This window comes from Oleiharenicola lentus (assembly GCF_051660365.1).
Lineage (GTDB): Bacteria > Verrucomicrobiota > Verrucomicrobiia > Opitutales > Opitutaceae > Lacunisphaera > Lacunisphaera lenta_A.
The window spans coordinates 59,279-84,979 of sequence record NZ_JBOZXB010000002.1; the positions used below are offsets into that span (position 1 = coordinate 59,279).

General features: G+C 58.8%; 27 protein-coding genes. 15 read left to right on the forward strand and 12 right to left on the reverse strand.

Features of this window, described 5'->3' with window-relative positions; all coding sequences use genetic code 11:
- Positions 1-206: 206 nt before the first annotated feature.
- Positions 207-836: a superoxide dismutase gene (locus ACRRQW_RS15025; protein ID WP_438482413.1), complete on the reverse strand. Its 630-nt coding sequence runs from the start codon at positions 834-836 to the stop codon at positions 207-209.
- A gap of 80 nt (positions 837-916) precedes the next feature.
- Positions 917-1,450 carry a tRNA adenosine(34) deaminase TadA gene (gene tadA / locus ACRRQW_RS15030; RefSeq protein WP_438482414.1) on the reverse strand — a complete coding sequence of 178 codons (534 nt, stop codon included), beginning with the start codon at positions 1,448-1,450 and terminating at the stop codon, positions 917-919.
- 154 nt (positions 1,451-1,604) lie between these two features.
- Here tadA and infA point away from each other — a divergent pair, with 154 nt between their 5' ends.
- On the forward strand, positions 1,605-1,871 hold the full coding sequence (gene infA, locus ACRRQW_RS15035) for a translation initiation factor IF-1 (RefSeq protein ID WP_438482415.1): 267 nt from the start codon (positions 1,605-1,607) through the stop codon (positions 1,869-1,871).
- 23 nt (positions 1,872-1,894) lie between these two features.
- Entirely contained in the window at positions 1,895-2,863 is a 969-nt protein-coding gene (gene xerD / locus ACRRQW_RS15040) for a site-specific tyrosine recombinase XerD (protein WP_438482416.1), read from the forward strand.
- A gap of 1 nt (position 2,864) precedes the next feature.
- On the opposite strand, the gene ACRRQW_RS15045 is transcribed toward xerD, so the two are convergent.
- Genes ACRRQW_RS15045 through ACRRQW_RS15055 form a run of 3 tightly spaced genes read right to left on the reverse strand, consistent with a single transcriptional unit; the run spans position 2,865 to position 5,213 of the window.
- A complete protein-coding gene (locus ACRRQW_RS15045) occupies positions 2,865-3,542 on the reverse strand; it encodes an NAD(P)H-dependent oxidoreductase (RefSeq protein WP_438482417.1) in 678 nt (225 codons plus the stop codon).
- Between the two features lie 24 nt (positions 3,543-3,566).
- Positions 3,567-4,400: an alpha/beta hydrolase gene (locus ACRRQW_RS15050; RefSeq protein ID WP_438482418.1), complete on the reverse strand. Its 834-nt coding sequence runs from the start codon at positions 4,398-4,400 to the stop codon at positions 3,567-3,569.
- A gap of 42 nt (positions 4,401-4,442) precedes the next feature.
- Entirely contained in the window at positions 4,443-5,213 is a 771-nt protein-coding gene (locus ACRRQW_RS15055) for a 3-oxoacyl-ACP reductase family protein (protein WP_438482419.1), read from the reverse strand.
- A 262-nt stretch (positions 5,214-5,475) separates the two neighbouring features.
- Between ACRRQW_RS15055 and ACRRQW_RS15060 the strand changes: the two genes are divergently transcribed.
- Entirely contained in the window at positions 5,476-6,375 is a 900-nt protein-coding gene (locus ACRRQW_RS15060) for a LysR family transcriptional regulator (RefSeq protein ID WP_438482420.1), read from the forward strand.
- A 21-nt stretch (positions 6,376-6,396) separates the two neighbouring features.
- Here the strand turns inward: ACRRQW_RS15060 and ACRRQW_RS15065 are convergent, their stop codons facing one another.
- Together ACRRQW_RS15065 and ACRRQW_RS15070 are read right to left on the reverse strand one after the other, a co-directional pair.
- Entirely contained in the window at positions 6,397-7,779 is a 1,383-nt protein-coding gene (locus tag ACRRQW_RS15065; protein WP_438482421.1) for an MATE family efflux transporter, read from the reverse strand.
- Positions 7,780-7,906: 127 nt separating this feature from the next.
- Positions 7,907-8,824 (reverse strand): AraC family transcriptional regulator, encoded by a 918-nt coding sequence (locus tag ACRRQW_RS15070; RefSeq protein WP_438482422.1) that lies wholly within the window; start codon positions 8,822-8,824, stop codon positions 7,907-7,909.
- A 172-nt stretch (positions 8,825-8,996) separates the two neighbouring features.
- Here ACRRQW_RS15070 and ACRRQW_RS15075 point away from each other — a divergent pair, with 172 nt between their 5' ends.
- Both ACRRQW_RS15075 and ACRRQW_RS15080 read left to right on the forward strand, forming a co-directional pair.
- Positions 8,997-9,731 carry an SDR family oxidoreductase gene (locus tag ACRRQW_RS15075; RefSeq protein WP_438482423.1) on the forward strand — a complete coding sequence of 245 codons (735 nt, stop codon included), beginning with the start codon at positions 8,997-8,999 and terminating at the stop codon, positions 9,729-9,731.
- Positions 9,732-9,786: 55 nt separating this feature from the next.
- Positions 9,787-10,548, forward strand: coding sequence for an SDR family oxidoreductase (locus ACRRQW_RS15080; RefSeq protein ID WP_438482424.1), 762 nt, complete (start codon positions 9,787-9,789; stop codon positions 10,546-10,548).
- Between the two features lie 70 nt (positions 10,549-10,618).
- Here ACRRQW_RS15080 and ACRRQW_RS15085 read toward each other — a convergent pair whose 3' ends face one another.
- Together ACRRQW_RS15085 and ACRRQW_RS15090 are read right to left on the reverse strand one after the other, a co-directional pair.
- On the reverse strand, positions 10,619-10,990 hold the full coding sequence (locus ACRRQW_RS15085; RefSeq protein ID WP_438482425.1) for a hypothetical protein: 372 nt from the start codon (positions 10,988-10,990) through the stop codon (positions 10,619-10,621).
- A gap of 57 nt (positions 10,991-11,047) precedes the next feature.
- Positions 11,048-13,426, reverse strand: coding sequence for a DNA topoisomerase 3 (locus tag ACRRQW_RS15090; RefSeq protein ID WP_438482426.1), 2,379 nt, complete (start codon positions 13,424-13,426; stop codon positions 11,048-11,050).
- Between the two features lie 234 nt (positions 13,427-13,660).
- Here ACRRQW_RS15090 and ACRRQW_RS15095 point away from each other — a divergent pair, with 234 nt between their 5' ends.
- The 3 genes from ACRRQW_RS15095 (at position 13,661) to ACRRQW_RS15105 (ending at position 16,365) form a co-directional block, all read left to right on the forward strand.
- Positions 13,661-14,959 (forward strand): cytochrome ubiquinol oxidase subunit I, encoded by a 1,299-nt coding sequence (locus ACRRQW_RS15095; protein ID WP_438482427.1) that lies wholly within the window; start codon positions 13,661-13,663, stop codon positions 14,957-14,959.
- Position 14,960: 1 nt separating this feature from the next.
- On the forward strand, positions 14,961-15,986 hold the full coding sequence (locus tag ACRRQW_RS15100; RefSeq protein WP_438482428.1) for a cytochrome d ubiquinol oxidase subunit II: 1,026 nt from the start codon (positions 14,961-14,963) through the stop codon (positions 15,984-15,986).
- A 130-nt stretch (positions 15,987-16,116) separates the two neighbouring features.
- Entirely contained in the window at positions 16,117-16,365 is a 249-nt protein-coding gene (locus tag ACRRQW_RS15105; protein WP_438482429.1) for a hypothetical protein, read from the forward strand.
- Here ACRRQW_RS15105 and ACRRQW_RS15110 read toward each other — a convergent pair.
- From ACRRQW_RS15110 to ACRRQW_RS15120, 3 genes are read right to left on the reverse strand one after another with little or no spacing between them, the layout of a single operon-like run.
- Entirely contained in the window at positions 16,362-17,153 is a 792-nt protein-coding gene (locus tag ACRRQW_RS15110; protein WP_438482430.1) for a class I SAM-dependent methyltransferase, read from the reverse strand. The genes ACRRQW_RS15105 and ACRRQW_RS15110 overlap by 4 nt on opposite strands.
- A 23-nt stretch (positions 17,154-17,176) precedes the next feature.
- The gene (locus tag ACRRQW_RS15115; protein WP_438482431.1) at positions 17,177-18,067 is read right to left on the reverse strand and encodes a dienelactone hydrolase family protein; all 891 of its coding nucleotides are present in this window, start codon (positions 18,065-18,067) and stop codon (positions 17,177-17,179) included.
- 19 nt (positions 18,068-18,086) lie between these two features.
- Positions 18,087-18,797 (reverse strand): HAD family hydrolase, encoded by a 711-nt coding sequence (locus ACRRQW_RS15120; RefSeq protein WP_438482432.1) that lies wholly within the window; start codon positions 18,795-18,797, stop codon positions 18,087-18,089.
- A 177-nt stretch (positions 18,798-18,974) separates the two neighbouring features.
- On the opposite strand from ACRRQW_RS15120, the gene ACRRQW_RS15125 reads away from it, so the two are divergent.
- The 7 genes from ACRRQW_RS15125 to ACRRQW_RS15155 all read left to right on the forward strand — a co-directional run bounded on the left by ACRRQW_RS15125 (position 18,975) and on the right by ACRRQW_RS15155 (position 25,692).
- Entirely contained in the window at positions 18,975-19,298 is a 324-nt protein-coding gene (locus ACRRQW_RS15125) for a DUF883 family protein (RefSeq protein ID WP_438482433.1), read from the forward strand.
- A 192-nt stretch (positions 19,299-19,490) separates the two neighbouring features.
- The gene (locus ACRRQW_RS15130) at positions 19,491-20,084 is read left to right on the forward strand and encodes a hypothetical protein (RefSeq protein WP_438482434.1); all 594 of its coding nucleotides are present in this window, start codon (positions 19,491-19,493) and stop codon (positions 20,082-20,084) included.
- A gap of 81 nt (positions 20,085-20,165) precedes the next feature.
- Positions 20,166-20,945 carry a fibronectin type III domain-containing protein gene (locus tag ACRRQW_RS15135; RefSeq protein ID WP_438482435.1) on the forward strand — a complete coding sequence of 260 codons (780 nt, stop codon included), beginning with the start codon at positions 20,166-20,168 and terminating at the stop codon, positions 20,943-20,945.
- A gap of 187 nt (positions 20,946-21,132) precedes the next feature.
- Positions 21,133-22,206, forward strand: a complete 1,074-nt coding sequence (locus ACRRQW_RS15140; RefSeq protein ID WP_438482436.1) for a hypothetical protein — start codon at positions 21,133-21,135, stop codon at positions 22,204-22,206.
- 50 nt (positions 22,207-22,256) lie between these two features.
- Positions 22,257-24,035, forward strand: coding sequence for a tetratricopeptide repeat protein (locus ACRRQW_RS15145; RefSeq protein ID WP_438482437.1), 1,779 nt, complete (start codon positions 22,257-22,259; stop codon positions 24,033-24,035).
- 56 nt (positions 24,036-24,091) lie between these two features.
- Positions 24,092-24,931 carry an aldo/keto reductase gene (locus ACRRQW_RS15150; protein WP_438482438.1) on the forward strand — a complete coding sequence of 280 codons (840 nt, stop codon included), beginning with the start codon at positions 24,092-24,094 and terminating at the stop codon, positions 24,929-24,931.
- Positions 24,932-25,017: 86 nt separating this feature from the next.
- Entirely contained in the window at positions 25,018-25,692 is a 675-nt protein-coding gene (locus ACRRQW_RS15155) for an SAM-dependent methyltransferase (RefSeq protein WP_438482439.1), read from the forward strand.
- Positions 25,693-25,701: the final 9 nt, after the last annotated feature.

The window sequence follows — 25,701 nt, forward strand, 5'->3', positions numbered from 1 at the left end:
GTGTCACCGGCGGGAAAGGATTCCAGTATTCGAAATATTTACCCGGTGTTATTGTTATCGTTGCGAATTTCCGACCTTCTTCACGTTTACTCCGTTCCGGGTGTTTCCTGCGCGCCAATGAATGGGGCTTTTACCGGAGCGATTGTGAAGGGCGCAAAAAAAGCCGCGCTGGTCAGCGCGGCTTTGAAGAAATTAGCGACTGAAAATTACTTCGTCGCGGAGACGTAGTTTTTCTCCGCGGCATCCCAGTCGACGACATTCCAGAAAGCGGCGATATAGTCGGGGCGCTTGTTCTGGTAATTCAGGTAATAGGCATGTTCCCAGACATCGAGACCGATGACGGGTTTGCCTTCGATGCCAGCGACGGCTTTGCCCATCAGCGGGCTGTCCTGATTGGCGGTCGAACCGACGGCGAGTTTACCATTGTTGACGACGAGCCAGGCCCAGCCGGAGCCGAAACGCGTGGTCGCAGCTTTCGCGAAATCTTCTTTGAGCTTCGCGAAGCCACCGAGTTCAGCATCGATCGCGGCAGCGAGCGCGCCTTTCGGGGCGCCACCTTTGCCCGGGCCGAGAATCGTCCAGAAGAACGAATGGTTCGCGTGACCGCCGGCGTTGTTGCGGATCGGGCCGCGGATGGATTCAGGAACTTTCGAGAGATCGGCGATCAACTGTTCAACCGGCAGCTTCTCTAGATCGGGATGATCCTTGAGGGAGTTGTTGGCGTTGGTGATGTAAGTCTGGTGATGCTTCGAGTGATGGATTTCCATCGTCTTCGCATCGATGTGCGGAACAAGAGCGTCGTAAGCGTAGGGCAGTTTAGGTAGTTCGTATGCCATGATTTATGTGGGTTGAAGAGTGGGACTACGTTGCACGCAATAAGTGCCGCGTCAACTTGCGGGAAATTTTTATGCCGCGATCACGCGTCTCGATCTTCCGCGCGTTTCAGCCGAAAATAAGCGCGCAAAAGTTCCAAGCACGGCTGGTCGAGCACACCGCGCGTGATTTCCAAATGATGATTGGATTGCGGCAGGGCGTTGAGGTCGATCGCGCCGCCGAGGCAGCCCATCTTGGGATCGGGCACGGCGAACACGACGCGTTTGAGGCGCGACATCAGGGTCGCTCCGGAACACATCGGGCAGGGCTCTTTGGTGACGTAAAGGGTCGCGTCGTTCAGTCGCCAGTTCCCGATGGCTTGCGAGGCTTGGCCGAGGGCTAGAATTTCGGCGTGGGCGGTGGGATCGCGGGTGCTGTCGCGCTGGTTATGCGCCGAGGCAATGATCTCGCCACCGAGTTCGATCACCGCGCCAATGGGGACTTCGTCTTCCCTCCAGGCATCGATGGCTTGGTTGTAGGCGAGCCACATGTAGAACGTGTCATCCCGCTGCAGTTGCGACGGATGGACCTTTTCGAAAGGGCAGGGCAGGCTCGGGCGTGGTTCGTGATTGCTCAAAGCGGCGAAGGCGAAAGTGAGTTGTCACGCGGCGCCGGATTTGGGCGACGCGGGTAAAGCCTTGACTTACGTAGCCCTTATCGCAGTTACAAAGCTTTTTACGCACTTATTTCCTGCATGACCAACACCAGCAATCCACTCTCTTTTAAAAACCATGTCTGACGGCAAAGCGATCGAAGTAGAGGGTAGGATTACCACGGTGCTCCCGGGCACGATGTTCCGGGTGCAACTGACCAACGGGCACACGGTGTTGGCCCACATTTCCGGCAAGCTCCGCAAGCATTTCATCAAGATCGCCGCCGGCGACATGGTGAAGATGGAGATGAGTCCCTACGATCTCGATAAGGCGCGCATCACGTATCGCATTCGCGAACAGAATCCGAATCCGATGCCGGCCCGTCGTCCGCAACGTCGCTACTAAGCGACCGCGCCGCGCGATTTTCCATGGCGCGCAAGTCTCCGAGGAATGAGCGCGATCACGTCGCGGACGCGCCTGAAGCGTTTCAGGAAGATATCCGCTCGTATCTAAATACAATTTTGCTGGAGCGCGGACTCTCGCGCAATACCGAGGTATCCTATCGCAGCGACTTGATTCAGGCCGCCCGCGTTCTCGAGAAAATCGGTGCCAAAAATTGGGCAACGGTCACCGCCGCGCAACTGACCGCGTGGCTGCATTCGTTAGGCGGTGGCGAGTTCACCGAAGCGAGCCAGTCGCGCAAGCTCACGGCGGTGCGCATGCTTTGCAAACACCTCGTGCGCGAACGCGTCCGCGACGACAATCCGTCAGAATTGCTTTCCGGCCCGAAGATTCGTCGCAAGTTGCCGCAAACTCTTTCGCCGGCCGATATGGAAAAACTCCTCGCGGCTCCGATGGGCGGCGACGCTTACGCGATTCGCGACAAAGCGATGTTGGAATTATTTTACTCGAGTGGTTTGCGCATTTCGGAATTGAGCGGGCTGACGTTGCAGCAAGTCGATTTGGAGCACGGTTTCGTGCGCGTCTTCGGCAAAGGTTCGAAAGAGCGCGTCGTGCCGCTCGGCGGGCAGGCGCGTGACGCGGTGATGACTTACCTCGCCTCGGGTCGCCCGCGATTGGTGAAGCCGCGCACGGGGAGCGAATTGTTTATCAGCGAGCGCGGCAAAGCCATCTCCCGCAAAACCGTGTGGGTGATCGTCAAAAAACACGCGAAGAATGCGGGTATCGAAAAAATGGTGAAGCCGCACTCCTTGCGCCACTCGTTCGCCACGCATTTGCTCGGCGGGGGCGCAGACTTGCGCGCGATTCAAGAAATGCTCGGACACGCGAGCATCGGCACGACGCAGATTTACACGGCAGTGGAGAATTCACGTTTGCTCGATCAGCACGCGAGACACCATCCGCGCAATAAACTGAAGTCACGGAAGCAAGACTGACTCAGATGTGTTGGACGATACGGGTGCGCGGGAAACGCACCTTCGGCGCGGTCGCATATTTGTCCTGTGAGTCACGGTAGCCAAGGCCGACGATGACCGCGCTCGCGAGCCCCTGCTTTTTTAAACCGAGGATGTCGTCGTAGCGGGCGCGCTCGAAACCTTCCATCGGCGCGGCATCGATTCCGAGCAGCGCGGCGCTCGTGAGGAGATTACCGAGAGCGATGTAAGTTTGGTTAAATGCCCACGCGTGGCGTTCGCTGTCGTTCATGCCTTGCACCGTGCGTGTCGCCATCGTTCGCAAGCCGGTGAGGGCTTCGATCGGCACGCCGCGCATTTCCGCCATGTGGCGCACGTGGGCGTCGACGTCGGTTTCGTTATAATTCGTCTTGGCGGCGAGCACGACGAAGTGCGATGCGTCGACGACTTGGGGCTGACCATAAGAGGCGAGCAAAAGTTCGGCGCGCACTTTCGGGTCGTCGATGACTAGAAATTTCCAAGGCTGCAGGCCAATGCTCGAAGGCGTGAGCACGAGCGTTTCTTCGAGTGCGAGCCAATCTTCGGAGCTGATTTTTTTGGTGGGATCGAACTGCTTCGTCGCGTAACGCCAACGGAGTTGCGTGAGGAGTTGTCTGCCGGAGATCGTGGTTTCGGCTGCTGAATCAAGGAGAGTGGAATTCATAGAAAGGTGAGGTGAAAATTAAACTCAGGCGGCCTGCGTGATTGCGACGTGGGTTGGGCGGATGTGGAGTTGCGTCCAATCGAGTGCGTAGTCGGCGACTTCTTCCCAACCGCGTTGACCGGCGATGAGATGCGAGCGTCCGGCGAATTCCTTGTAGTCAGTGATGCCGGGTGAAGCGGCGTGTTTCTTAAACGTGTCCTTCACGGCGGCAGGCGGGACGATGTGGTCGTCGGAGCCGGCGATGAATAACAACGGCGCACGATCCGCTTTCTTGAAATTCACGCGATTCGGCGTCCACGGATTGAAGTTAGCCGTGGCGACTTCGAAGAGTGGGCGTGCCGGGCCGGGAATCACGTCGCGGTCGTAGGCGACGCGAGCGTCGGCTTCGCTCATGTTGTTGGCGAAGGCGTAGCGGAATTGCTCGAAGCTGAACGCGGGCGTGCGATTGAAATTAAACGGATTGGCGAGAATCTTGAAGGCCGAGCGCAGCGTGGTGAGCGGCAGCCGCAAAATGCCTTTCGGCGTGCCGGGTTCGATGGCGACGCCAGCCGCGCCGACGCCGCGATCAAGGAGCATTTGCACCACGAGGCCACCCATGGAGTGACCGACGAGGATCGGAGCTTCGTCGAGCGTGCGGATGAATTTCTCGTAGTGGTCGGCAATCTCGCGAAGTCCGAGTCCGTCGAGGGCAGAAGGATTGAGACGGGCTTCGGCCACGCTGCCGGCGAGCCGCGGCCAGGCGGGCGTGAAGACCCGGTAGCCGCGTTGTTCGAAACGGCTGCGGAAATTATCCCAGCTTTGGGGAGTCATCCAGAGGCCGTGGATCAGAACAATGGTGTTGGACGTGGGAGAGTTCATGGTAATTTGAATTGAAGCAGTGTGAGTGTAGAAGAGTGAGGATTAAGCCGCCGCGCCGCCGTCGATGAGGAGGCTGGCGCCGGTGATGTAGCTGGCGTCCGGGCTGGCGAGGAAGGCGACGAAGTTGGCGACTTCCTCAGGGCGACCGTAGCGTTTCAGCGCGGTGAGAGTGCGGAGGCTGTCGGCAAAGGCGCCTTGGTCGGGATTCATCTCGGTGTTGACCGGGCCGGGTTGAACGTTGTTGACCGTAATGCCGCGTGCGCCGAGATCGCGGGCGAGGCCTTGCGTGAAGCTGGCGACGGCGCCCTTCGTGAGGGCGTAAACCGAGCCGCCGGCGAAGGGCATCCACTGGCTGTTCACGCTGCCGATATGAATAATGCGGCCGTTGTCGCGCATGTGACGTGAGGCTTCCTGCGTGGCGACGAAGACGCCGGTGACGTTGACGGCGATAAGGCGTTCGTAGTCGGCATCAGTGAATTGCTCGATCGGCGCCATCGCGGCGATGCCAGCGTTGTTGACCAGGATGTCGATGCCGCCGAACGTGGCAACCGTTTGCTGAACCGCGGCGCGCACCGCGGCGGGTTGCGTGGCATCGGCTTTGATCGCGAGGGCGCGACCTCCGGTGGCTTCGATGGCGCGGACCACTTCGTCGGCCTTGGCCGGCGAGGAACTGTAAGTGATGGCCACAGCGGCGCCGTCCGCCGCAAGGCGCTGAGCGATGGCGGCGCCGATGCCGCGGGTGCCGCCGGTGACAAGGGCGACTTTACCAGAAAGTTTGAGTGAGGAAGCGGAGGAGGAAATAGCAGTGTTCATGGAAGGGAGGGAATGAGGGTTGAGTTGAATTGAAGAAAAACGAGTTGGCGGTTGGACGGTGGTTATTCGCTTTGCATCTCGGAACTGTCCCAAGAGATGAGGAGGACGAGGGCGGTGAGGGTGACGATGAGGGCGATCATGGTGATGAGTGGTTGAAGTGGTGCTTGGCGGGTGTGAGCAGAGAATATCGGAAAGCCGTCATTTCGCCCAATGCCGTGTTTTTGGCCTCGCTCATACTTTCAGTAATAGCTGAGCTGCGCGCGTGGAACTACGTCACTTGCGTTACTTCGCGGCTGTTGCCGCCCATGGGAACTTCAGCCGCGCGGCGGAGAATTTGCATCTCACGCAGCCGGCGTTGAGCCGTCAGGTGAAGGATCTCGAAGACGAACTGGGCGTGCCGCTGTTTGTGCGCGGTCAGAATTTTGTGAGCCTGACTCCGGCGGGAGAAATTTTTTACCAGGAAGCACGCGATTTGCTGGCGCGTGCCGACCAAGCGGTGCAACGCGTGCGCGGTGAAGTGAAACAGGAGACGCTGCGCGTCGGCTACGGGCCGTCGCTCACGGCGGGGATTTTGCCGAGGGCGCTCGAGAAATTTCAAAACGAGTCGCCGCGCGTGCGGATCGAACTCGAGGACTTGGCGCCCACGGAAATGGTCGACAAGGTAAAAGACGGTCGGCTCGACGTGGTGATTTCGCCCACCGGGCTCGAACTCAAATTGCCGGAGTATGAGTGGACGGAACTGCGCCAGATTTTCATGGTGCTCGTGCTTTCGCCCGCGCATCCGCTGGCGAAACTAAAACGCGTGCCCCCGGCGCGCTTGAAAGGCGTGCCATTAATCGGGCTCGGGCGCGTCAATTTTCCGGACTACCTGACGAAGATGCGCGCGGTCCTAAAACCGTTCGGCGTGGTGCCTGATTTTTTCACGACGGTGGAAGACGGCGTTAGCCCGATCTTCACAGCCTTGGAGGCCAAAGTGGGAGCGGCGATTCTGGCGGACGGGATCATGCACACGCTGCCGCGTTCGCTCGAGGTGCGACCGTTTTACCCGCCGCTGCCGCCGTTGTTGCTCGTTGCGGGTATTCCGGCCGTGCGACCGAATCCACATGCGGCAAAATTTGTCCAGCTGCTGCGCGCCGAGGCGTTGAAACTGAAAAGCGCGTGAGCTGCGGGCAGGATGGTCCCGTTACACTTGCTTGAGTTTCCAGCGTCCGGCTTTGAAGAGCCGGTAACTCCAGAGTGCGAGCACGGAAAAAGAAATGGTTGCGGCGATGAAAACGCCCGTCGGGCCAAGGCGCAGGGGTTGCGAGAGCACCCACGCAAGAGGAATTTGCCCGAGCCAGAAGCAAAAGAAATTCAGCCGCGTCGGCGTCCACGTATCGCCCGCGCCGTTGAAGGCACCTTCAAAACACATGCCGGCTGCGTAAAACGGAAACGCCAGGCTGATCACCCAGAGTGCGCGCGAGCCCTGCTGCAACACTTCGGGATCGGTGGTGAAAATCCCCACGATAGGCCGGGCGAACACGACAAAACTCAAGCCGACGAATCCGAGGAAGATCATGTTGAACTTCGTCGCGATTTTCACGGCCGCTTCCGCGCGATCGGGTTGTTGCGCGCCGAGATTTTGCCCGACAAGGGTTGCGGCGGCGTTGGAGAGGCCCCAGGCCGGCATGAGCGCAAACATCACCACGCGGATGGCGATGGTGTAACCCGCCATCGCGGAACTGCCGAACATCGCGAGGATTTTAAATAACCCGACCCAACTGGTCGTGCTAATGAGTAACTGCGCGATGCCGTTGCGCGCAGTGTTCATGATCGAGCCGATCAACGGCCAGTCCGGGCGCAAATCCAGCAAATGCACGCGCAACCGACTCTGGTTCCCGGCGAGATGCCAGAGTTGATAAATCACGCCGATGCCGCGACCGATATTGGTCGCCACGGCGGCGCCAGTAACGCCCATCGCGGGAATCGGGCCCCAGCCGAAAATGAAAATCGGCCCGAGCGCTATGTTGAGCGCGTTGGCGAGCCAGAGCGTGCGCATCGCAATCACCGCATCGCCCGCACCGCGAAAAACCGCGTTGATGAGGAAAATCATGAACACGGTCATGTTTCCGCCGAGCATGATGCGCGCGTAGGTGGTGCCTTGGGCGACGATGGCTTCCTCCGCGCCCATGAGCCGGAGAATTTCCGGCGCGAAGAAAGCGAGCCCGGCGCCCAATGCAGCGGAGATTGAAAAGCCCAGTAATAAAATTTGCCCGGCGGCTTGAGCGGCGCGTTGCGGATCTTTTTCGCCGATGCGGCGCGCAATGATGGCGGTGGCAGCGAATGAAATCCCCATGGCCACCGAGTAGATCAACGTCATGACCGACTCGGTGAGACCGACGACCGCGATGGCTTCCTTGCCGAGCCGTGAGACGTAAAACACGTCCACGACGGCGAACAGTGATTCCATAATCATCTCCAGCACCATCGGCACCGCGAGCAGGAGCACGGCGCGATTTAAACTGAGCGCCGTAAAATCATGGCTCTCGCCGCGCAACGCCAGCCGCACTGTTTTCCAGAAAGACATGGGCGGCGCAGGTTGCGCGGGAGCGGGCGGCGGTATGACGGACTCTGGCATGGGGTGGGCAAGGTGGACGAAGCAAAACGGTCGCCAAGATTTTCAGGCCTGCGCAGCTGAAGCGAGGCCGGAACTGTTACGCCAAGCGCACCAGGTTTTGCCGCAAGGCCTGTGCGACCGCCGCGGGCGCGTCGCCGAAATGGCGTTTGAATTCCCGACTGAATTGCGAGGCGCTTTCGTAGCCCACGCGCAAGGCCGCGCCGGCGGCGTTCATGCCATCGTGCACCATCAGCATGCGCGCTTTGTGCAAACGAATGGTTTTCAAATACTGGAGTGGCGACGATGACGTGACGGTTTTGAAATGTGCGTGGAACGTCGAGACGCTCATGCCCGCTTCGCGCGCGAGGGTTTCCATGTCGTGCGTTTGCGCGTAGTCGGTGTGAATGCGAGTCAGCACGCGGCTGATCTGGCCGAAGTGGCTGTGCGGTGCCGCGAGCGCGCGCAGGTTTGCCCCGAGTGGGCCGCGCAATACGCGATAGGTGATCTCGCGAACACACTGCGAGCCGAGGATGCGGGCGTCGTCGGCATTCTGCAAAGTTTCCATTAAACGAATGGCCGCGGCGGCGAGGGAGGCGTCGAGCGCGGCGGCTTCGATGGCTTGCGGGCGAGCGAGCGGGTCGGTCGGACTTTTTTCAATTTGCACGAGCAACTCGGCGACGAGTGCGGGGGTGACGCCGATCGAAACGCCTAACACCGGATTTTCCGGCGTGCCGAAAGTTTCGCATTCGAACGGCAGGTGCATCGCGAGCACGAGGTAGTGGTTGGCGTCGTAGGTGAACGTTTTTTCGCCGAGGCGCCCGCTTTTGCGCCCTTGCGCGACGATCACGATGCTCGGTTCGTAGGCGATCGGCGACGGGGCGATGTAGCGCGTGGAGCGCATGAATTTCACGCCGGGCAGGATGGACTGGCTGAAGCCTTCGCCTTTCGCGAGCGCGCCGAGCAGCGAGACCATCGTGGGTTTAGTCGAGGCGGATGTGGATTTGGTGACAGCCATAACGTTGGAGAAATAGGCAACGTTTCACGCTTAAAAGACAAATTCGTTCTACGGGTCTGGAGAATTAGGCAATATGTTCGGAGGCCTGTGTATTGTGGGTTCGAGCGTGTTTCGGTAGAGTAGGCGAGTCAGCAGCGAAGGAATGATCCTTCCGCTGACGCTCTTCACTCCCATGTCCAACCTCGCTCAAAAAGTAATCCTCGTCACCGGCGCCAGCAGCGGCATCGGTGAAGCCACTGCCCGCCACCTCGCCGCGAAAGGCGCACGCGTCGTCCTCGGCGCCCGGCGCACCGATCGCCTTGAAAAACTTGCCGCTGAAATCCGCGCGGCCGGCGGCACAGTGGAAATTCGTGCGCTCGACGTCACCAGCCTCGCGGACACGCAAGCGTTCGCCGACTTCGCACTCAAGCAATTCGGCCAGATCGACGTTATCATCAACAACGCCGGCGTCATGCCGCTCTCGCCGCTCGCCGAACTCAAGGTCGACGAATGGAATCGCATGATCGATGTGAACATCCGCGGCGTGCTGCATGGCATTGCCGCCGTGTTGCCGCATATGACCGCCCGCAAGTCGGGTCAGGTCATTAATGTTTCTTCCATCGGCGGGCACCGTGTGTGGCCGACGTGCGCGGTCTACAGTGGAACTAAATTTGCCGTCCGGGCGATTTCGGAAGGCCTGCGTCAGGAGACGGAAAATATCCGCGTCACGATCATCTCGCCCGGCGTCGTTGAATCGGAGCTCGCCGATACGATTACGTCGGCTGCGACCAAGGCGGCGATGGATGATTTTCGCAAAGTCGCGCTCACCCCGGATGCGATCGCGCGTTCCATCGCCTACGCGATTGAGCAACCCGCTGACGTCGACGTAAACGAAATCATCGTCCGTCCCGTCGCGAGCATCCACTAAAACCTCTCAAACCGAATGACACGTAATACGTGTCATTCCAAAAAATGCTCACTCTATGAAACATGAAAATAAGATCGCGCTCGTCACTGGCAGCAGTCGCGGACTGGGTCGCAATATCGCCATCACGCTCGCACGCTCCGGTGCGGATGTGATTGTCACTTACCGCAGTGGTAAAGCCGAAGCGGACGCTGTGGTGACCGAAATTAATGCGCTCGGTCGCAAGGCAGTGGCGCTGCAACTAGACGTCGCTACTGTTGCCTCGTTCGCGCAATTCGCGTTGGATCTAAAATCCGTTTTGCGCGCGACCTGGCTGCGCGAGCAATTCGATTTTCTTGTGAACAACGCCGGCATTGGCATCCACAAACCCTTCGCTGAAACCACCGAGGAGGATTTCGACGCGTTGATGAATGTGCATTTCAAAGGTGTTTTTTTCCTCACACAGAAATTGTTGCCCTTGCTGGCTGATGGCGGGCGCATCGTGAACACATCCACCGGACTCGCGCGCTTTAGCGCACCGGGCTATGCCGCTTACGCATCGATGAAAGGCGGCGTGGAAGTGCTCACGCGCTACCTCGCTAAAGAACTCGGCGCTCGCAAGATCAGCGTGAACACCGTGGCTCCAGGCATCATCGAAACCGATTTCACGAGTGGCGCCTTGTCGCACGCAGGCGCGGCTGAGTTTTATGCGAAGAATATCGCGCTCGGTCGCGTGGGCGTGCCGGACGACATCGGTGGCGTGGTGGATTTCCTCTGCTCCGAGGGCGGTCGCTGGGTCAACGCGCAGCGGCTCGAGGCTTCCGGCGGGATGTTCATCTAGCCCCGATTTGCAGAGGCAAAAAAGGACGAGCGACAAGCTCGTCCTTTTCTTGGGGGGAAAGAACTCGGAATCAGGTGCCGCGTTTTAATTTGGCCAAGTCGGCCTCGAATTTTTCCTGGGCTTCGGCTTGTTCTCGATAACGGGTGTAGTCGGCACCGGAGTTAATGGGAATTATCTCGGAATCAGAACTCGTCCCGAGTTCTTGGCGTGCAGCCCGTAGTGCATCGGCACTGGTGGCGTATTTGCCACTATCGATCAGTTCGCGCGAACGGTTCCAAACCGCACGCTCGTTGTGCACCGATGTGACGCCTTGCACTGGTGGCAACGGTCGACGCAGCTTGGCATTCGAGGCCTGCGCACGCGAATTACAACCAGTGAACAAAATTAATAAGCCGGTCATTACGACCGCCGCACGAACAGCAACCACTCGGGGTAAGTTCATGCACGATAGCTAACCTAGTCGCGTTACCGGTCAATGCGGCAAGTGCCGTGGTTGGTTCTAGGTGTTGAAATCAAATTTCACTTCGCCGTCGATCACCTTGAGCTTTGCCTCGAATTGCTTACCGGCCTTCGAGGTAAATCCGGTGAGCGTGCCGGTGACTTTCTCCGTCAGTAGTTGTTGCACGATGTCGGGGCCGATCTCTTTTTGCGCGATGGTTTTCCAGACGACGAATTTGCAACCGTTGCGCCAGTTCGAGCAGCCGTAGTTCTTTGCGCCGACGACCACGTCGCCGGCGCATACCGGACACGGGCCGAGCGACTCAGCATTGCCGGTTTTTTTGGCGACCTCGGCGATGTCGAACGCCGGTTTGTAATTTTTATCCAATCGCAGGTGGGCGAAATGAGGAACACCGTCGACGTCGATCGGATGCGGCGTGAGCGTGCGTTTGTGAATCAAGATCTCGCGCGCGAGGAGCGGGGAAATGGTCAAGCCCCACAGCGTCCCCGGGAGCACGAATTTGCAGCCTTCTTTCCACTTGGAACAACCATAGCCACTGCGACCGCGCATCACCGGCGCGTGGCATTGCGGGCAATCGCCCAAGTTCGCGAGATTGAGAGTGGCCTCGGCTTTACCTTCGAGAATTTCACGGGTGTAAGCGGCGACTTCGCTCATGAACACGCTGGGTTCGTATTCGCCGCGCTCGATTTGTTTTAAACGGTATTCCCAATCGCCGGTGAGTTCGGGGGATTTGAGGCGTTCGTCACGCACCAACGCGATCAAAGCGCGGCCTGAATCCGTGCTGACGAGATTTTTTTTCCGACGCTCGACGTAGTTGCGCGTGATGAGGACCTCGATAATCGATGCGCGGGTCGCAGGCGTGCCGACGCCTTTGTCTTTGAGTGCTTCTTTGAGCGTTTCGTCGGTCACTATTTTCCCGGCTGTTTCCATGAGTTGGAGCAGGCTGGCTTCGTTGAAACGCTTCGGGGCGGACGTTTTGAACTGAGGGAGCGAGGGCTCGTGCGGATTGCGTTCGCCTTCTTGAAAAGCGGGCAAGGCTTGCGCGGGTTCCTCGGCAGTGGCCGCGGCGTCGCCGTCCTTGGTTTCTTTCTTGGTGGATTTAGACGCGCCTTCGTCCTCGTCGGAATCGCCACCGTAGAGCGCCGTCCAACCTGGATCCACCAGCACGATGCCGCGGGCGCGAAACGGTTCTTCCGCCGCGACCGCTTCCACCGTGGTGACGGCGCGCACGCACGACGGATAAAAAGCTGCGATGAGTCGCATGACGACCGCGTCGTAGAGCTTGGCCTCATCGCCCTCGAGATTCTCGCCGAGAATCGTGGTCGGGATGATGGCGTGGTGATCGGAGACTTTTTTGTCGTCGACGATGCGTTTCGAGAACGGCAGCGCTTTGAGGTCGAGCTTGCTGATTTCAGTCGCCTTCAACACGCGAAGTTTTTCCAGGAGCGGCGCGACCGTGGGCTCCAAATCCTTGCTCAGGTAACAGCTGTCGGTGCGCGGATAGGTGAGGTGTTTGCTCTCGTAGAGCGTTTGCGCGAGCTTGAGCGTGTGGTCGGCCGTGAAGCCGTGGCGCTTGTTCATGTCGCGTTGCAGGCTCGTGAGATCGTAGAGCTGGGGTGGGTGCGCGAGCGCGTTTTTTTGCGAAACGGAGGTGATGACGAGTTCCTTCGCTGTGATTTTATCGATGATGGCCTGCGCTGCTGCCTGCACGGTGAACTTACCGGCGGTGTGAGTGAAACGCGCGCCGCGACAACGCGTGTGCACTTCCCAAAAATCCTCGGGCTTGAATCGCTCCACGTCGAGGTCGCGGCCGACGATCATCGCAAGAATCGGGGTCTGCACGCGACCCAGACTAAGCAATAAATTGCGCCGACCATATTCGACGGTGAAGAAGCGCGTCGCGTTAAGCCCGACGATCCAATCGGCCTCGCTCCGGCAGCGGGCGGCACGATAGAGACGGTCGAAGTCGGTGCCGGGTGCGAGTTGCGCGAAGCCTTTGGCGATGGCTTCGTTGGTCAACGAACTGATCCAGAGCCGGCGAAACGGTTTTTGGGCGCACCCGCTCCATTCGAGGATGTAGCGAAAAATGAGTTCGCCTTCACGCCCGGCATCAGTCGCGCAGATGATTTCTTCGGCTTCGGTGAAAAATCGTTTGATCGTCTCGAGTTGCTGCAGCGCGGAACCTTCGGCGCGCGGACGAAGTTGGAACGGTTCGGGAATGATCGGCAGGTTGGCGAGGCGCCACGCTTTCCACTCCGGGTGGTAGTCTTCGGGTTCTTGCAACTCGACCAAATGGCCGAACGCCCACGTCACGACCCAACCTTCGCCTTGCAGGAAACCGTTTCCGCGTTGGTTCGCGCCCAAGTGTTTCGCGATGTCGCGGGCGACCGAAGGTTTTTCTGCGAGCACAACTTTCATGCGGGCGTCAGGCGATTTTAGAGGAGTGGAGCGGCACGGCTACAGAAAGAAAAGCTGCGGTTCATGGGTCGATAACGGAATCGCACTCGCCGAAGATTTACAGGGTTGCGCTTACCGGAAGAAGGCCGCTGCGGTTAAGCAGACCGCTTCACGATGTGGTAAGGCGCAATAATCATTCAGGCTGGGACGCGAACGCCGCTTGCGGCTGTCGCGGGCGAGGGTAGCCTCAGCACCATGGACGACTTGGTTGCAGCCCGCGCCACGATGGCCTTCTCACTCGGCTTCCATATTATTTTTGCGGCGATCGGGATGACGATGCCGTTCTTTATGTCGGCGGCGCATTACCGCTACTTGAAGACCAAAGATGAAGTTTACCTCGAGTTGACGAAGATGTGGATGAAGGGCGTCGCGATTCTTTTCGCGGTCGGCGCGGTGTCGGGCACGGTGCTCTCGTTTGAGCTTGGGTTGCTGTGGCCGGGTTTCATGAAACACGCGGGTGCGATTATCGGCATGCCGTTTTCGTGGGAAGGCACGGCGTTCTTTTTGGAGGCGATTGCGATCGGATTGTTTCTCTATGGCTGGAAACGAATGAATCCGTGGCTGCATTGGTTCACTGGACTGATGGTGGGCATCTCGGGATTCGCGTCGGGCATTTTTGTGGTGGCGGCAAACGGCTGGATGAACGCGCCGACGGGGTTCGATTGGGTCGATGGGGTCGCGCAGAATATCGATCCGGTGGCGGCGATGTTTAATCGCGCCTGGGCGCACCAAAGTTTGCACATGCAACTCGCCGCGTTGCAGGCGGTGGGCTTTGCGGTGGGAGGAATTCACGCGTTGCTTTATTTACGCGGTCGCGCGCCGGACTTGAATTTAAAGGCCTTACGGATCGCCATGGTCTTCGGCGCGGCGGCATCAATTGCGCAGCCGTTTGCCGGGCATTTCGCGGGGCAACGCGTGGCCGAGTTGCAGCCCGCGAAACTGGCGGCGCTTGAGGGGCATTTTGAAACGGGGACGCGCGCGCCGCTCTACATCGGCGGCATTCCCGACATGGAGAAACGCACGATGGAGTGGGGTATTCCGCTGCCGGGCATGCTCAGTTTGATGGCGCACGACGACATCAATGCGGAGGTGATCGGCCTCGATCAGTTTCCGCGCGAGGATTGGCCGAATGTGCCGATCGTGCACATCGCGTTTCAGATCATGGTCGGCATCGGCACCGCCATGGCGGCGTTGGGTGTGCTTTATTTTTGGTTTCGAAGAAAAGCTGAGTTTCCGCGGTGGTTTTTGCGGGCGCTCGTCCTGTTTATTCCGATGGGCATGATCGCCATCGAGGCGGGGTGGATTGTCACGGAGGTCGGACGCCAGCCGTGGATCATCTATGGGTTCATGCGGACGAAGGACGCGGTGACGCCGGTGCCGGGCATGGTGTATCATTTCTATTTATTTCTCGCGCTCTACCTGACGCTGGCGGTGGCGTCGGCGTGGCTGTTGCGCCGGCAAATGCGTGCGGTGCAGAAAAAAATCGGAGGCTGAGATGATCGACATCCTGGTTTTCTTTATCGGTGCCGCGCTGCTGCTCTACGTGTTGTTGGGCGGATCAGATTATGGCGCGGGGATTCTCGAATTGTTGCCGGCGGGAAAACTACGCGGCGCGCAAAAGCATTTGGTTAACGAAGCGATGGGCCCGGTGTGGGAGGCGAATCACATGTGGCTGATCCTGGTGGTCGTGATTCTGTTCATGGGCTTTCCGAATATTTTCACGACGCTGATGGTGGCGCTGCATTTTCCGATGCTGGCGTTGCTGACGGGAATTGTGGTGCGCGGGGCGGCGTTTACGTTTCGACACTACGATGCGGTGCAGGAAGACGCGCGCACGCAACGTATCTACACGTGGCTGTTTGGGCTTTCGAGTTTGTGGACGGCGTTTTGGCTCGGGATCATTGTGGCGAGTTTAAATCGTGGCACGATTGACCTCGAAGCGCGCGATCCTTGGACGGCGTATGTCGCGCCGTGGGTGGGTGTTTACCCGCTGGCGGTGGCGGGTTTCGTGATCTGTATTTTTTTGTTTTTGGCCTGTGTTTACCTGACAGGTGAAACCGATGCGCCGGAGCTGCGGAGTCGATTCTCCCGGCATGCAGCGATTGCCAACGGGCTGGTGATTCTCTCAGGCGGGTTGGTGTTCGCGACGTCGTTGCGTGAAAAGCGGAGTTTGCCGGCGGAGTTCATGCACAATCCGAAACTCATCGCCGTGATGGTGCTCGCCACGCTGTTGTTCGTGGCCTTGTGGTGGTTCATCAATCGCAAGCGCACGCTGTTGACGCGCGTGGTCGCCTCGGGCCAGGTGACGCTGATTCTGGCAGGCTGGTATTTGCTCTACGCGCCCAACGCGCTCGTGACGGTGCAGGGGCCCCTCAGTTTTTATCGCGAAGCTGCGCCCGATGCGACCTTACGGCAGCTCGTGATCGCGTTGCTCGTCGGCAGCGTTTTTATTTTTCCGAGCCTGTTTTTTCTTTTTCGGGTGTTTAAATCGAAACGCCGAATCGAGCCGGATGAAGTCTGAATTTTTTAACCACGAATGGACACGAATTCACACGAACACAGACACAGTGGTATTCTATTCGTGTGAATTGGTGTCCATTCGTGGTTGATTGAATCTTGACGTAATCAGCGGTTACGTGAGCCCATGAGTAATGGCCACGCCGACCGAAGAAAATTTTAACGACTACAAGAAAGCCGAGCGCAAAGCGCTGGAGTTGCTGCGCGAAATGAAAGCGACCAGCCCCAAGAAAATGGACATCGAGCTGGCCTTGCTCGTGGCGGTGTTCGAGTTGCACAAGGATTCGCTGCCGGCTTCGACCATTGCATCGATCATCCAAGGGCACCTCAAGCAGATCGTGCCGCATTACTCGTCGACGAAACCGCCGGCGTCGCAGAACTAACGCGCGGTTTTCCGGACGCGGAAGTGAAGGAAGTAGGCGACGACTTGCGCGTCTTGTAAGATCGGCCAGCGCTCGACGGTCTCGTTGGCCGGTTTCGGTTCGCCGACGTATTCGATCTGAAAGCCGGCGGCGACGAGGAGATTGAACCATTCGCTGATCGGGCGGTGAAAGCGGGGCACGCGGAATTTTGGGTAACGGCCGCGCAGCGCTTCGGGTGCGACGCCAAACGTCCATTCGTCCACGCGGCCCCGAGCGTCGGTGAAATATTCGCCGACTTCGACCGCGTAGGTGACATTATCCTCGTCGCGGCAGTTGTGGCGATGCGGCGGATTGAAACAAGGGTGGAGAATCGAAAACTGCAGGAATCCGCCGGGACGAATCACGCGATGCGCTTCGGCGAGCACCAGTTGCGTTTCGGGAATATCCATCAGGCTCATGAATCCTGTCGCGAAATCGAATGCGGCGGAGTCGAACGGCAGCGCGACCGCACTGGCTGTCTGATACTGAATGCCCAGCGGAGAGATGGCTTCTTTCGCTTTGGCGTGGCGAATAAAAATCTCGGCAATGTCGATGCCGGTCATGCGTGCACCGCGTTGCGCCACGAGTCGCGTGTTGTGGCCTTCGCCGCAGCCGATGTCGAGGCCGTGAAGTCCGGTGACTTCGGGTAACGACGCGAGAAACGCCGGCGTGTTCAGGTGATCGCGATAGACGTCGTAGCCGGCACGCGACAGTTGCGTCCACGCTTCCGCGTTCGCGTTCCAGAGCGCTCCAGCTTCGAGATGGTTCATTTAACGGATACGCGGGTGCGGACTCAGGCGAGTTTGCGTTTGAAGAACGCGACGGTGCGCGTCCACGAAAGTTCCGCCGCTGCCTTGTCGTAGCGCGGCGTGGTGTCGTTGTGGAAGCCGTGGTTCACGCCCGGATAGATAAACGCTTCGTAGTCGATCTTCGCGGCTTTGAGCGCGGCTTCGTAGGCGGGCCAGCCGGCGTTGACGCGTTCGTCGAGTTCGGCGTAGTGCAGGAGAAGTGACGCTTTAATTTTTGGCACATCCGCGGCTTTAGGCTGGCCGCCGTAGTAGGGGACCGCGGCTTTGACGATTTCCGGCAGGCGCCACGCGAGCGTGTTGGCCATGCCACCGCCAAAACAAAATCCGGTCACGCCGAGCGAGCCGTTGCAGTCGGCGCGCGTGTGCAAAAATTTTGCCGCCGCGACGAAATCCTCGGTGACTTTTGCGCGATCGAGTTTCGACTGCATGGCGCGGCCTTCGTCGTCGGTGCCGGGATAACCGCCCACGGCGTAGAGCGCATCGGGCGCGAACGCGACGAAACCTTCGAGGGCGAGGCGACGCGTGACGTCTTCGATGTAGGGATTCAGTCCGCGGTTTTCGTGCACCACGATGACACCGGGGAGTTTGCCGGTGGCGTTCGCAGGTTTGGCGAGCAGCCCGCGCATCTCACCGTGACCGTCGGGCGAGGGATATTTTACGTAGTCGGAAGCGACGCGCCCGTCGTCCTTCGGCACTTGCGCGGCGAACGCATAATGCGGGCTCAACATTTCGAGCAAAGCGACCGCGGTCAGACCGCCGACGGCAAATTTGGCGGCGCGCTCGAGAAACGTGCGGCGGTCGATCTGGCCGTGCGCGTAGTAGTCGTAGAGGTAGAGCAGCTCCTGGTCGAATTCCTGGGCGTTTTTGCGTTCCATGGTGGCGGTGTTTTGGAGGTTAACGATGGGCGAGTTGCGCGATGACGGGAGGGAGTTCGCGCATGGTTTTTAACTTAAAGAGACGGTTCTCGTAGCCGACGGGCTCGCTCGCGCGTTCCATGGCCCACGTGAGATGATACGGAATGTAAGCGCCGGTGCCGCCGAGCTCGAGCACGGGAAGAATGTCGGACTTGAGCGAGTTGCCGACCATGAGAAATTGGCGTGGATCAATTGCATGGCGGCGAAACAGACGTTGGTAGGTGACGGTGTCTTTTTCGGAAACGATTTCGATGTGCCGGAAATGATCGGCGAGGCCGGATTTGCCGACTTTGCGTTCTTGATCGCGCAGATCGCCTTTGGTGATGAGCAGGAGGCGATGCTCGGGTGAAAGCGAAGTGAGCGTTTCGGCGACTCCTTCGAGGAGGTTCACCGGATGCGCGAGCATCTCGCGGCCAAGTTCGAGCAGCTGTTTTATTTCGGCCGGACTGATGCGGCCTTCCGTGAGTTCAATCGCGGCTTCGATGGCAGAGAGTGTGAAGCCTTTGATGCCGTAGCCGTAGAGTTCGAGGTTGCGGATTTCGATCTCGAGCAGAATGCGATCAACGGTCGCGGCGTCGTGGTAATTCGCCAGCAGCGCGCGATAACGCTCGTGCGTTTGCTCGAAAATCACCTCGTTGTGCCAGAGCGTGTCATCGGCATCGAAACCGATGGTGAGGTCGGGAAAAGGCATGAAGTGAGTCACGCCCGATGCGCGTGGCGAGTCAAGTTTGCCGGGCGTCGGTTCGAGTGCCCCGCCATTTCGTTTTTACGGGGAACATTTCACCGCAAACCGTCTCTGTAGTCGTTGAACATAATCCGTTGAGTGCGTGATTCACTCAACCCATCTTAAACCTTCAAGGAGCCTGTCATGGAAAGCCACTTCCCTAATATCGGTAACGCCCAAAGCGAACTTGCCCGCGAACGCGTGCTGGCGGACTTGCGCGCCTTGACTACGGACTCGGAGCTCTTGCTTAAAGCGACCGCCGATGATGTGAGCGAGAAGGCAGCGGAAGTGCGCGCGCGGCTCATGGCCAATGTCGACCGCGCCAAGGCAACGATCGCGGCGTTGCAGGAACGCGGTGTGGCGGCGGCGCGTTATGCGGATGAGACCATTCGCGAAAATCCATATAAATCGATCGGCGCTGCGTTTGGGGTCGGTGTTTTGCTCGGGTTGTTTTTGAGCCGCGATTAATGCGCGCGTGACCGGCTCGTCGGACGACGCTGCTCGCTGATTTTCCTCCACGATTTTACGTGGGGGTTTTCCCGCACCCCTAAAGAGGGATGAAGCATGCGACGGGTTTGTGTTAATTATTAGGTGCTGGTGCCACCCCCACGGGATCCCCTCCGTCAGGTGCCGGTAAAACCTCAGTTACGTAACCCTGAAATGAATATCAAAAAACTCAGTGTCCTCGTTAGTGCCGTCGCGCTTCTTGGCGGTTTAGCCTCCACCTCGCAGGCGCAAGTCGCCAATGGCCCATGGTCGTCCTGGTCGCCTTCCTACAACACGCAGACGTCCGGCAGCGGCTCGATCAGCGGCACCACGTTTTCGCTTTCGAGCAGCAGCTCGAGCGGCGAACACCGGGCCGAGCGTCGCTACGTCAGCTTCTCGTCCGGCTCGCGCCAGTTCGAAGGCACGGTGCGCGTTAACAGCCTCGGCGGCGACCGCATCTGTTTGAAACAAACTTTCCAAGATGGCACCGGCCCATGGAACATGATCGCGGTGAAGAAACCGGGCTCACTCTATGAAGTGCAGGGCGGCGCGACGCTCGCCGGCTACACGATTGGCAATTCGGTTCGCATCAACACGGTTTCCTACACCGGCAGTCAAAAAGTCGTGGTCTATATCAACGGCTCGCAAGTCGAGACGATCACGGGTGGCACGCTGCCGTTCTACGACAAGCTCGGCGCTTACCGGACCAACAGCGGCAACGGCCCGGTTTCCGTGACGTGGAGCGGGATCCGTTTCTGGCAAAAGTAACCGCGGTTATCGGTTAACTAACCCACTGATTCCGGCGACCGTTTCAGTCGCCGGAATTTTCCCGCCTTTCACTTCTTCCGCATGTTCCTCCGTGGTATTTTTGCCGTGTGTGTTTTCGGGACGTCGTGGCTTGCGTCGAACGCCGCGACTGCATCGAAGCTTACGCTGACCGCGACCTTGGTGTCGCCGATCGACATCAAACTGGCGTGGACCAATCCCGATCCACAAGCTGCCGGCCACGTCGTCGAATATGATACCGATCCGAAAGGAGAGTTTGTGATCCTGGAATTTTGCCCAGCCGGTCAGAGCGAATACCTGCATCCGCGCCTGGTGCCTCAGACTAAATTTTATTACCGCGTCCGGCCGTATTACGGCCCCGCGACCGATCCGGTGAAGGTCGTAATTGCCGAGGGCATCTCCGACGAAGCCTACGCGAAAGCTTACGAACTCGGCGAAGATTACTCCTGGGCCGCGCCGCAAAAAAATCCGGATGATGCCGGCGGCGCGAAGGAATCGATCAAGGGCGCCGCACGATCCCAAGAGGCTTCGCCCACGGCTTTAAAAGCGACCGTCATCAAGACCACCATCAGCGGATTCAAGCTCACGTGGAATGATCGCTCGAGTGACGAGACAGGGTTCATGCTGGAACGGAAACGCGCGCACGAAACGGGTTTCTCCGTGTGCGCGATTACTGAGGCCGACATCACATCGTTTGGCTGGGCTTTTGAGCCGCCGGAGAGAATGGCTGAGTTTCGGATTCGCGCGTATCATTTTGGTGCGCCAACCGCGATTGTCAGTCAGCAGAGCCAAGGTGAACCCGAACCGGAAGACGCTCCTGCGCCGGCGAAAACCAATTCTTGAGACACCTTTCGTTTCCGTGACGCGCGAAGAAAAAAAACGTCGTAAGTTCCCTCGCTGGGCGTGGGTCAGCGCTACGGTGGGAGCTATTTCAGTCGCGGCGTTCTTCCTATTCGAAACCTCCGCGCCCAAACCGGTCGACAAGCGCGCGGAGGAGGTCGTTCGTATTTCAAATATTCCACCTGCTCTGATGTCGCTCGATAAAGTAGCCGTTGTTGAGAGCGACTTCGATTTGTTAACCGCGCTGCGAAAGCGACTCGGCGCAGACGCATCGGCTGAAAGTATGATGGCTGCGCTGGAGGAAATCGCGGTGACGCAGCCCGCGCTGGCGATCGATTTTGCGCATGAGCTTGGCCGCACAGCCGGAGAAAAATCCATGTTGGTCAGCGAGCTCGCTAAAAATTGGACGACCAAGTCGCCGCAGGAAGCGTGGGCATGGCTGGGGCAGCTTTCGTATCGGCGCATCGATGAACTCGCCGAAGGCGGCGTGCCGGCGGTGGTGTTTGGCACGATCGCGCGAAACCAGCCTGAAATGCTTGTCACCAATCTGAACGACGCTCTTCGCGCCGGCGAAACCGCTCAAGGTGTCTCGCGAGCCGTGACCATTCACCTGGGTTTGGAGTCGCTCGTGGAAAACGACGGACTTGAAGCTGCGCGCCGCTCGGTGGAAGGCTGGGCGACGGATGCGTCGAAACCGGCGATCGGTTCGTCGGCGTATTTGACCGTCGCGAATGCGATGCACGAAAACGATCCCGCCGCCGCGACGCGTTGGTTGGAGGCGTTGCCGGCGTCGAATGATCGCGACGAAGCGTTTTCTGAATTTGCCGCGCACTGGGCGCAGAAAGATCCGCGGGCAGCCTTGCATTGGGCCGAGTCGTTGCCGGGGGCCGAACTGCAAATGAGCGCTGTTCAACGCACGTTTAACGACTGGGTCGAGCGCGACGCCGCGCCGGCGACCCAGTGGCTCGGGGATTTTCTTTCCCGCGCACCGATCAATGCAGAAACCGATCGCTTGATTGAAGCGGCGATCAATCTCAGTGGTTCGCTGAAAATCTCGCCGGCCGATGCGTTGCAGTGGAACGATTTGATTTCCGACGCGGTCAAGCGAGCGGCCTACGAAGAGAAAATTGCGCTGCGCTGGGGTCGTCAGGACCTGGCTGCCGCCACCAATTATGTGTGGAATAGTCGGAGTATTTCGAGCGAGCGGAAGCAAGCGGTCATTCAACAGATTAAGCAGCAGCAAGGGCGTGAGTTTAACGATTAATATCGTTTCATGACGCGCAACTTTGAGTAATGGTCTGCGTCTTCTTCTCCATGCTGCCCCAACTTCGCGTGCGTTGTCTGATCGGATGTCTCAGTGCGTGGTGCGCGCTTTCGGCCCACGCGGCCGATCCGATCAAAGTCGAGTCGAGCATCGAATTGCCGAAATACACGGTCATCGACACCCGACCGTTGCCCAAGCCTGAGCGTTGGCTCTACGCGGAGTTTCCCGGGTTCGAGGTGTTGTCGAATGCGTCCGATCGCAACACGCGACAAATTCTCGAAGATTTTCGTTTGTTCGAGCAGGCGCTGGAGATCGTCTGGCCGACGCTCAAAGGCAAAAGCCAGGTGCCCGCCACGCTGGTGCTATGCGGGAAAAATCATTTTGATTCTTTTGTCCCCGATGCAGCTAAGCTGACAGATGGCAGTCAGGGAACCGCGTCACTTTTTTTCGACAACGGCCCGCGTTCGGCCATCGTCGTCGACGTGGGCGTGTCGGTGTTGAACCTGAACACAACAGACAGTGCGGCGCTGAATTCAGCAGGTGTCACGACAGCGGGAATCGAAGTCGAAGAGGGCGAACAGCTGAAACGTGAATACATCCGCCTGCTATTGTCGCGCTTGCAGCCGCGGTGGCCCGCGTGGTTTGAAGAAGGGCTCGCCCAGTTATTGCGGGGGATGGAAGTGACGGAGAAGCGGATCACGTTCGCCAAACTGGAGGATCCGAACGAAATTTCGATCACGCAGGCGCAGGCGATTGAAAGTGCCCGCCAGAACGCGGACGCCGGAATCGATTTATCGTCCTCAGCTCCGGCGGAAGATCGCGGATTTCAATCGGCGCTCGCGCGCTCGGCGTTGATGGGGTTTCCGGAGATGTTTGCCGTGAAACGCGAATCCCGGCTGGCGCAAAATCCCATCGGCAGCTCGTGGGCGAAACAGTGCTACGCATTTGTGCACATGTGCCTCTACGGGGAAGGCCAGCGCTACCAAAAAGGATTTTTGAAATTTATCACCCGTCTCACTAAAGAAGAACCGAGCGAGGCGTTGTTCAAAGAATGTTTCGAAACGGGCTATCGTTCCATGGGCACGACGTTACGAAGTTACGTGACTGGGGCGGCCTACAAATCGATGGAGTGGAACGCTGGGAAGGGCAGCAAAGGATTCGCGGACTTCAGCAAAATTGTCCCGCGCGAAGCCACCCAAGGAGAAGTGGGGCGAATCAAAGGCGAAACTTACACGCTGGGCGGGCATCGCGACGAAGCGCAGCGCGAATTAATCACGGCCTATCGCCGAGGCGAACGTGATCCTCGACTGCTGGCCGCGCTCGGACTATTCGAGCAAAGCGGCGGCGACACGGTGAAGGCGCGCAAGTTTCTTGAGGCTGCCGCTGAACAAAAAGTTGTCCGCGCCGAGGCGTATCTGGCGTTGGCAAAACTACGTATTGCTGAAGCGTCAGCCAACGCGGGCGAGGAGAAACCGTTTACCGTCGCGGAAGTGGATGCGATCACGGCGTTGTTGCGCACCGCCGCGCAACAGCCGCCCGCGATGCCTGAGGTCTACGAAACGCTGGCGGATACATGGGCCCGCAGCCCGGAGAAACTGAAGCGGGAGCAAGTGGTGGTGCTGGTGCGGGCGAGTGTGCAGAATCCCGCGCGCCTGCGTTTAATTTATCAAACCGCGCAGTTCTGCGCGGATGCGGGCATGCTCCAGGAAGCGCACGCGCTGACTGATCACGGATTGGTGTATGCTCCCACGGAGAGCGTGAAGCAGCGATTTAGTGAATTGAAAGCCAAGTTGCCGCCGGCTCCTCCCGCCGCCAAATCCTCCAGCTGAACCGGGAAAGTGCGCCGCGCGTCGAACCAATGCGGCTTCGCGCGGTCGTTAGGCGTATGAGCTTTTCAATCGCCGATACCGTCCAGCTGGCCAGCGGCCGGAAAATGCCACGTTTGGGATTCGGGACGTGGAAACTAAAAGACGGAAAAGAAGTGAAGGAGGCGGTCGCTCACGCCATCGAGGCCGGTTATCGCCACATCGACACGGCAGCGGCCTATGAAAATGAAAAAGGCGTCGGCCAGGCGATTCGCGACTGCGAGGTGCCGCGCGAGAGTATTTTCCTGACGACGAAAGTGTGGAACGACGACATCCGCGGCGGCCACGCGGGAGTGAAGCGCGCGTTCGAGGCATCCCTCAAAACACTTGATGTGGGGCACATTGATTTGTTGCTGTTGCACTGGCCGATCACGCCCGCGAAAAATCGCGATGCGTGGAAGACGCTCGAAGAACTTTATCACGCCGGGAAAGTGCGTTCGATCGGGGTGTCGAATTACCTCGTGCATCATCTTGAGACGTTGCTCGAAACCGCCGAAGTCACGCCGATGGTCAACCAAGTGGAATTTCATCCGTATTTGTTGCAGCCCGAGTTGGCGACGTTTTGCCGCGATCACGGCATCGTGCGCGAAGCGTGGTCGCCGTTGATGCAGGGCGAAGCGGCGAAAGTCCCCGAAATTGTGGCGATTGCCAAGGCGCACAACCGCACGCCCGCGCAAATCGTGCTGCATTGGGATTTGCAGCATCAGGTCCTCACGATTCCGAAGTCGACGAATCCGAAGAGGATCAAAGAGAACGCGGGGCTGTTTGATTTCGAATTGACGCCGGATGATATCGCGAAGCTCGACCAGCTTGATCGTGGACAACGCTTCGGGCCCGATCCGGATAAGGTGGATTTTTGAAGTGGAAGAAAGTGACGCGGGCTTCGTGACGCGTCTTGGTAAATGAGCTAGACGGTGTCTCGGGTGATGTCAGGGTTCACGTGCACGTGAATTCTGAATCTCCAACTTTAGCGCCGAAGCGCTTGATCGAATGTGCGGACGCGATTCCGTGGATGCAGACGCGTGGCGTGATCGACGGAGCGTGTGCGATCACCTCGTTGCCAGACGTGTCGGAGGTTAACTTGTCGCTGCCGGCATGGCGCGAGTGGTTTCTCGGCGCGGTAAAACTGGTGGTTGATTCGGTGTCACCGGACAGCGCCGCGATTTTTTTTCAATCCGACATCAAGCGGGACGGCGCGTGGATTGATAAAGGCGCACTCGTCACTCGCGCGGCGGAAGACGCCGGCGCGCAGATTCTTTTTCACAAGATCGTGTGTCGCCGTCCGCCGGGCATGTTGACGATGGGGCGGCCGGGATTCACGCATTTGATTGTGGTGTCGCGAACGATGAAATGTCCGGACGTGCTGCCGATTCCCGATATCATCACCGATGCGGGTCGCCAGCCGTGGGTGCGCGCCATGGGCATTCGGGGCGCGGCTCACGCGGTGCGCTTCGCGAAAGAGCAGGTCGGCGCGAAACTCATCTTCGATCCGTTCTGTGGCGTGGGCACGGTGCTCGCCGTGGCCAATACTTTCGGCCTCGACGCGCTGGGCGTGGAGAAATCCGCCAAACGTTGCGAGCAGGCGCGGACGCTGCGCATCGAAGCCGCCGACCTCGCTTAGGTGTCAGCG

Excerpts from the sequence above, each read along its gene's own strand:
- ACRRQW_RS15025 (WP_438482413.1), bottom strand. The coding sequence starts at position 836 with ATGGCATACGAACTACCTAAACTGCCCTACGCTTACGACGCTCTTGTT.
- infA (WP_438482415.1), top strand. The coding sequence starts at position 1,605 with ATGTCTGACGGCAAAGCGATCGAAGTAGAGGGTAGGATTACCACGGTG.
- xerD (WP_438482416.1), top strand. The coding sequence starts at position 1,895 with ATGGCGCGCAAGTCTCCGAGGAATGAGCGCGATCACGTCGCGGACGCG.
- ACRRQW_RS15045 (WP_438482417.1), bottom strand. The coding sequence starts at position 3,542 with ATGAATTCCACTCTCCTTGATTCAGCAGCCGAAACCACGATCTCCGGC.
- ACRRQW_RS15050 (WP_438482418.1), bottom strand. The coding sequence starts at position 4,400 with ATGAACTCTCCCACGTCCAACACCATTGTTCTGATCCACGGCCTCTGG.
- ACRRQW_RS15055 (WP_438482419.1), bottom strand. The coding sequence starts at position 5,213 with ATGAACACTGCTATTTCCTCCTCCGCTTCCTCACTCAAACTTTCTGGT.
- ACRRQW_RS15065 (WP_438482421.1), bottom strand. The coding sequence starts at position 7,779 with ATGTCTTTCTGGAAAACAGTGCGGCTGGCGTTGCGCGGCGAGAGCCAT.
- ACRRQW_RS15070 (WP_438482422.1), bottom strand. The coding sequence starts at position 8,824 with ATGGCTGTCACCAAATCCACATCCGCCTCGACTAAACCCACGATGGTC.
- ACRRQW_RS15075 (WP_438482423.1), top strand. The coding sequence starts at position 8,997 with ATGTCCAACCTCGCTCAAAAAGTAATCCTCGTCACCGGCGCCAGCAGC.
- ACRRQW_RS15080 (WP_438482424.1), top strand. The coding sequence starts at position 9,787 with ATGAAACATGAAAATAAGATCGCGCTCGTCACTGGCAGCAGTCGCGGA.
- ACRRQW_RS15085 (WP_438482425.1), bottom strand. The coding sequence starts at position 10,990 with ATGAACTTACCCCGAGTGGTTGCTGTTCGTGCGGCGGTCGTAATGACC.
- ACRRQW_RS15090 (WP_438482426.1), bottom strand. The coding sequence starts at position 13,426 with ATGAAAGTTGTGCTCGCAGAAAAACCTTCGGTCGCCCGCGACATCGCG.
- ACRRQW_RS15095 (WP_438482427.1), top strand. The coding sequence starts at position 13,661 with ATGGACGACTTGGTTGCAGCCCGCGCCACGATGGCCTTCTCACTCGGC.
- ACRRQW_RS15100 (WP_438482428.1), top strand. The coding sequence starts at position 14,961 with ATGATCGACATCCTGGTTTTCTTTATCGGTGCCGCGCTGCTGCTCTAC.
- ACRRQW_RS15105 (WP_438482429.1), top strand. The coding sequence starts at position 16,117 with ATGGCCACGCCGACCGAAGAAAATTTTAACGACTACAAGAAAGCCGAG.
- ACRRQW_RS15110 (WP_438482430.1), bottom strand. The coding sequence starts at position 17,153 with ATGAACCATCTCGAAGCTGGAGCGCTCTGGAACGCGAACGCGGAAGCG.
- ACRRQW_RS15115 (WP_438482431.1), bottom strand. The coding sequence starts at position 18,067 with ATGGAACGCAAAAACGCCCAGGAATTCGACCAGGAGCTGCTCTACCTC.
- ACRRQW_RS15120 (WP_438482432.1), bottom strand. The coding sequence starts at position 18,797 with ATGCCTTTTCCCGACCTCACCATCGGTTTCGATGCCGATGACACGCTC.
- ACRRQW_RS15125 (WP_438482433.1), top strand. The coding sequence starts at position 18,975 with ATGGAAAGCCACTTCCCTAATATCGGTAACGCCCAAAGCGAACTTGCC.
- ACRRQW_RS15130 (WP_438482434.1), top strand. The coding sequence starts at position 19,491 with ATGAATATCAAAAAACTCAGTGTCCTCGTTAGTGCCGTCGCGCTTCTT.
- ACRRQW_RS15135 (WP_438482435.1), top strand. The coding sequence starts at position 20,166 with ATGTTCCTCCGTGGTATTTTTGCCGTGTGTGTTTTCGGGACGTCGTGG.
- ACRRQW_RS15140 (WP_438482436.1), top strand. The coding sequence starts at position 21,133 with ATGTCGCTCGATAAAGTAGCCGTTGTTGAGAGCGACTTCGATTTGTTA.
- ACRRQW_RS15145 (WP_438482437.1), top strand. The coding sequence starts at position 22,257 with ATGCTGCCCCAACTTCGCGTGCGTTGTCTGATCGGATGTCTCAGTGCG.
- ACRRQW_RS15150 (WP_438482438.1), top strand. The coding sequence starts at position 24,092 with ATGAGCTTTTCAATCGCCGATACCGTCCAGCTGGCCAGCGGCCGGAAA.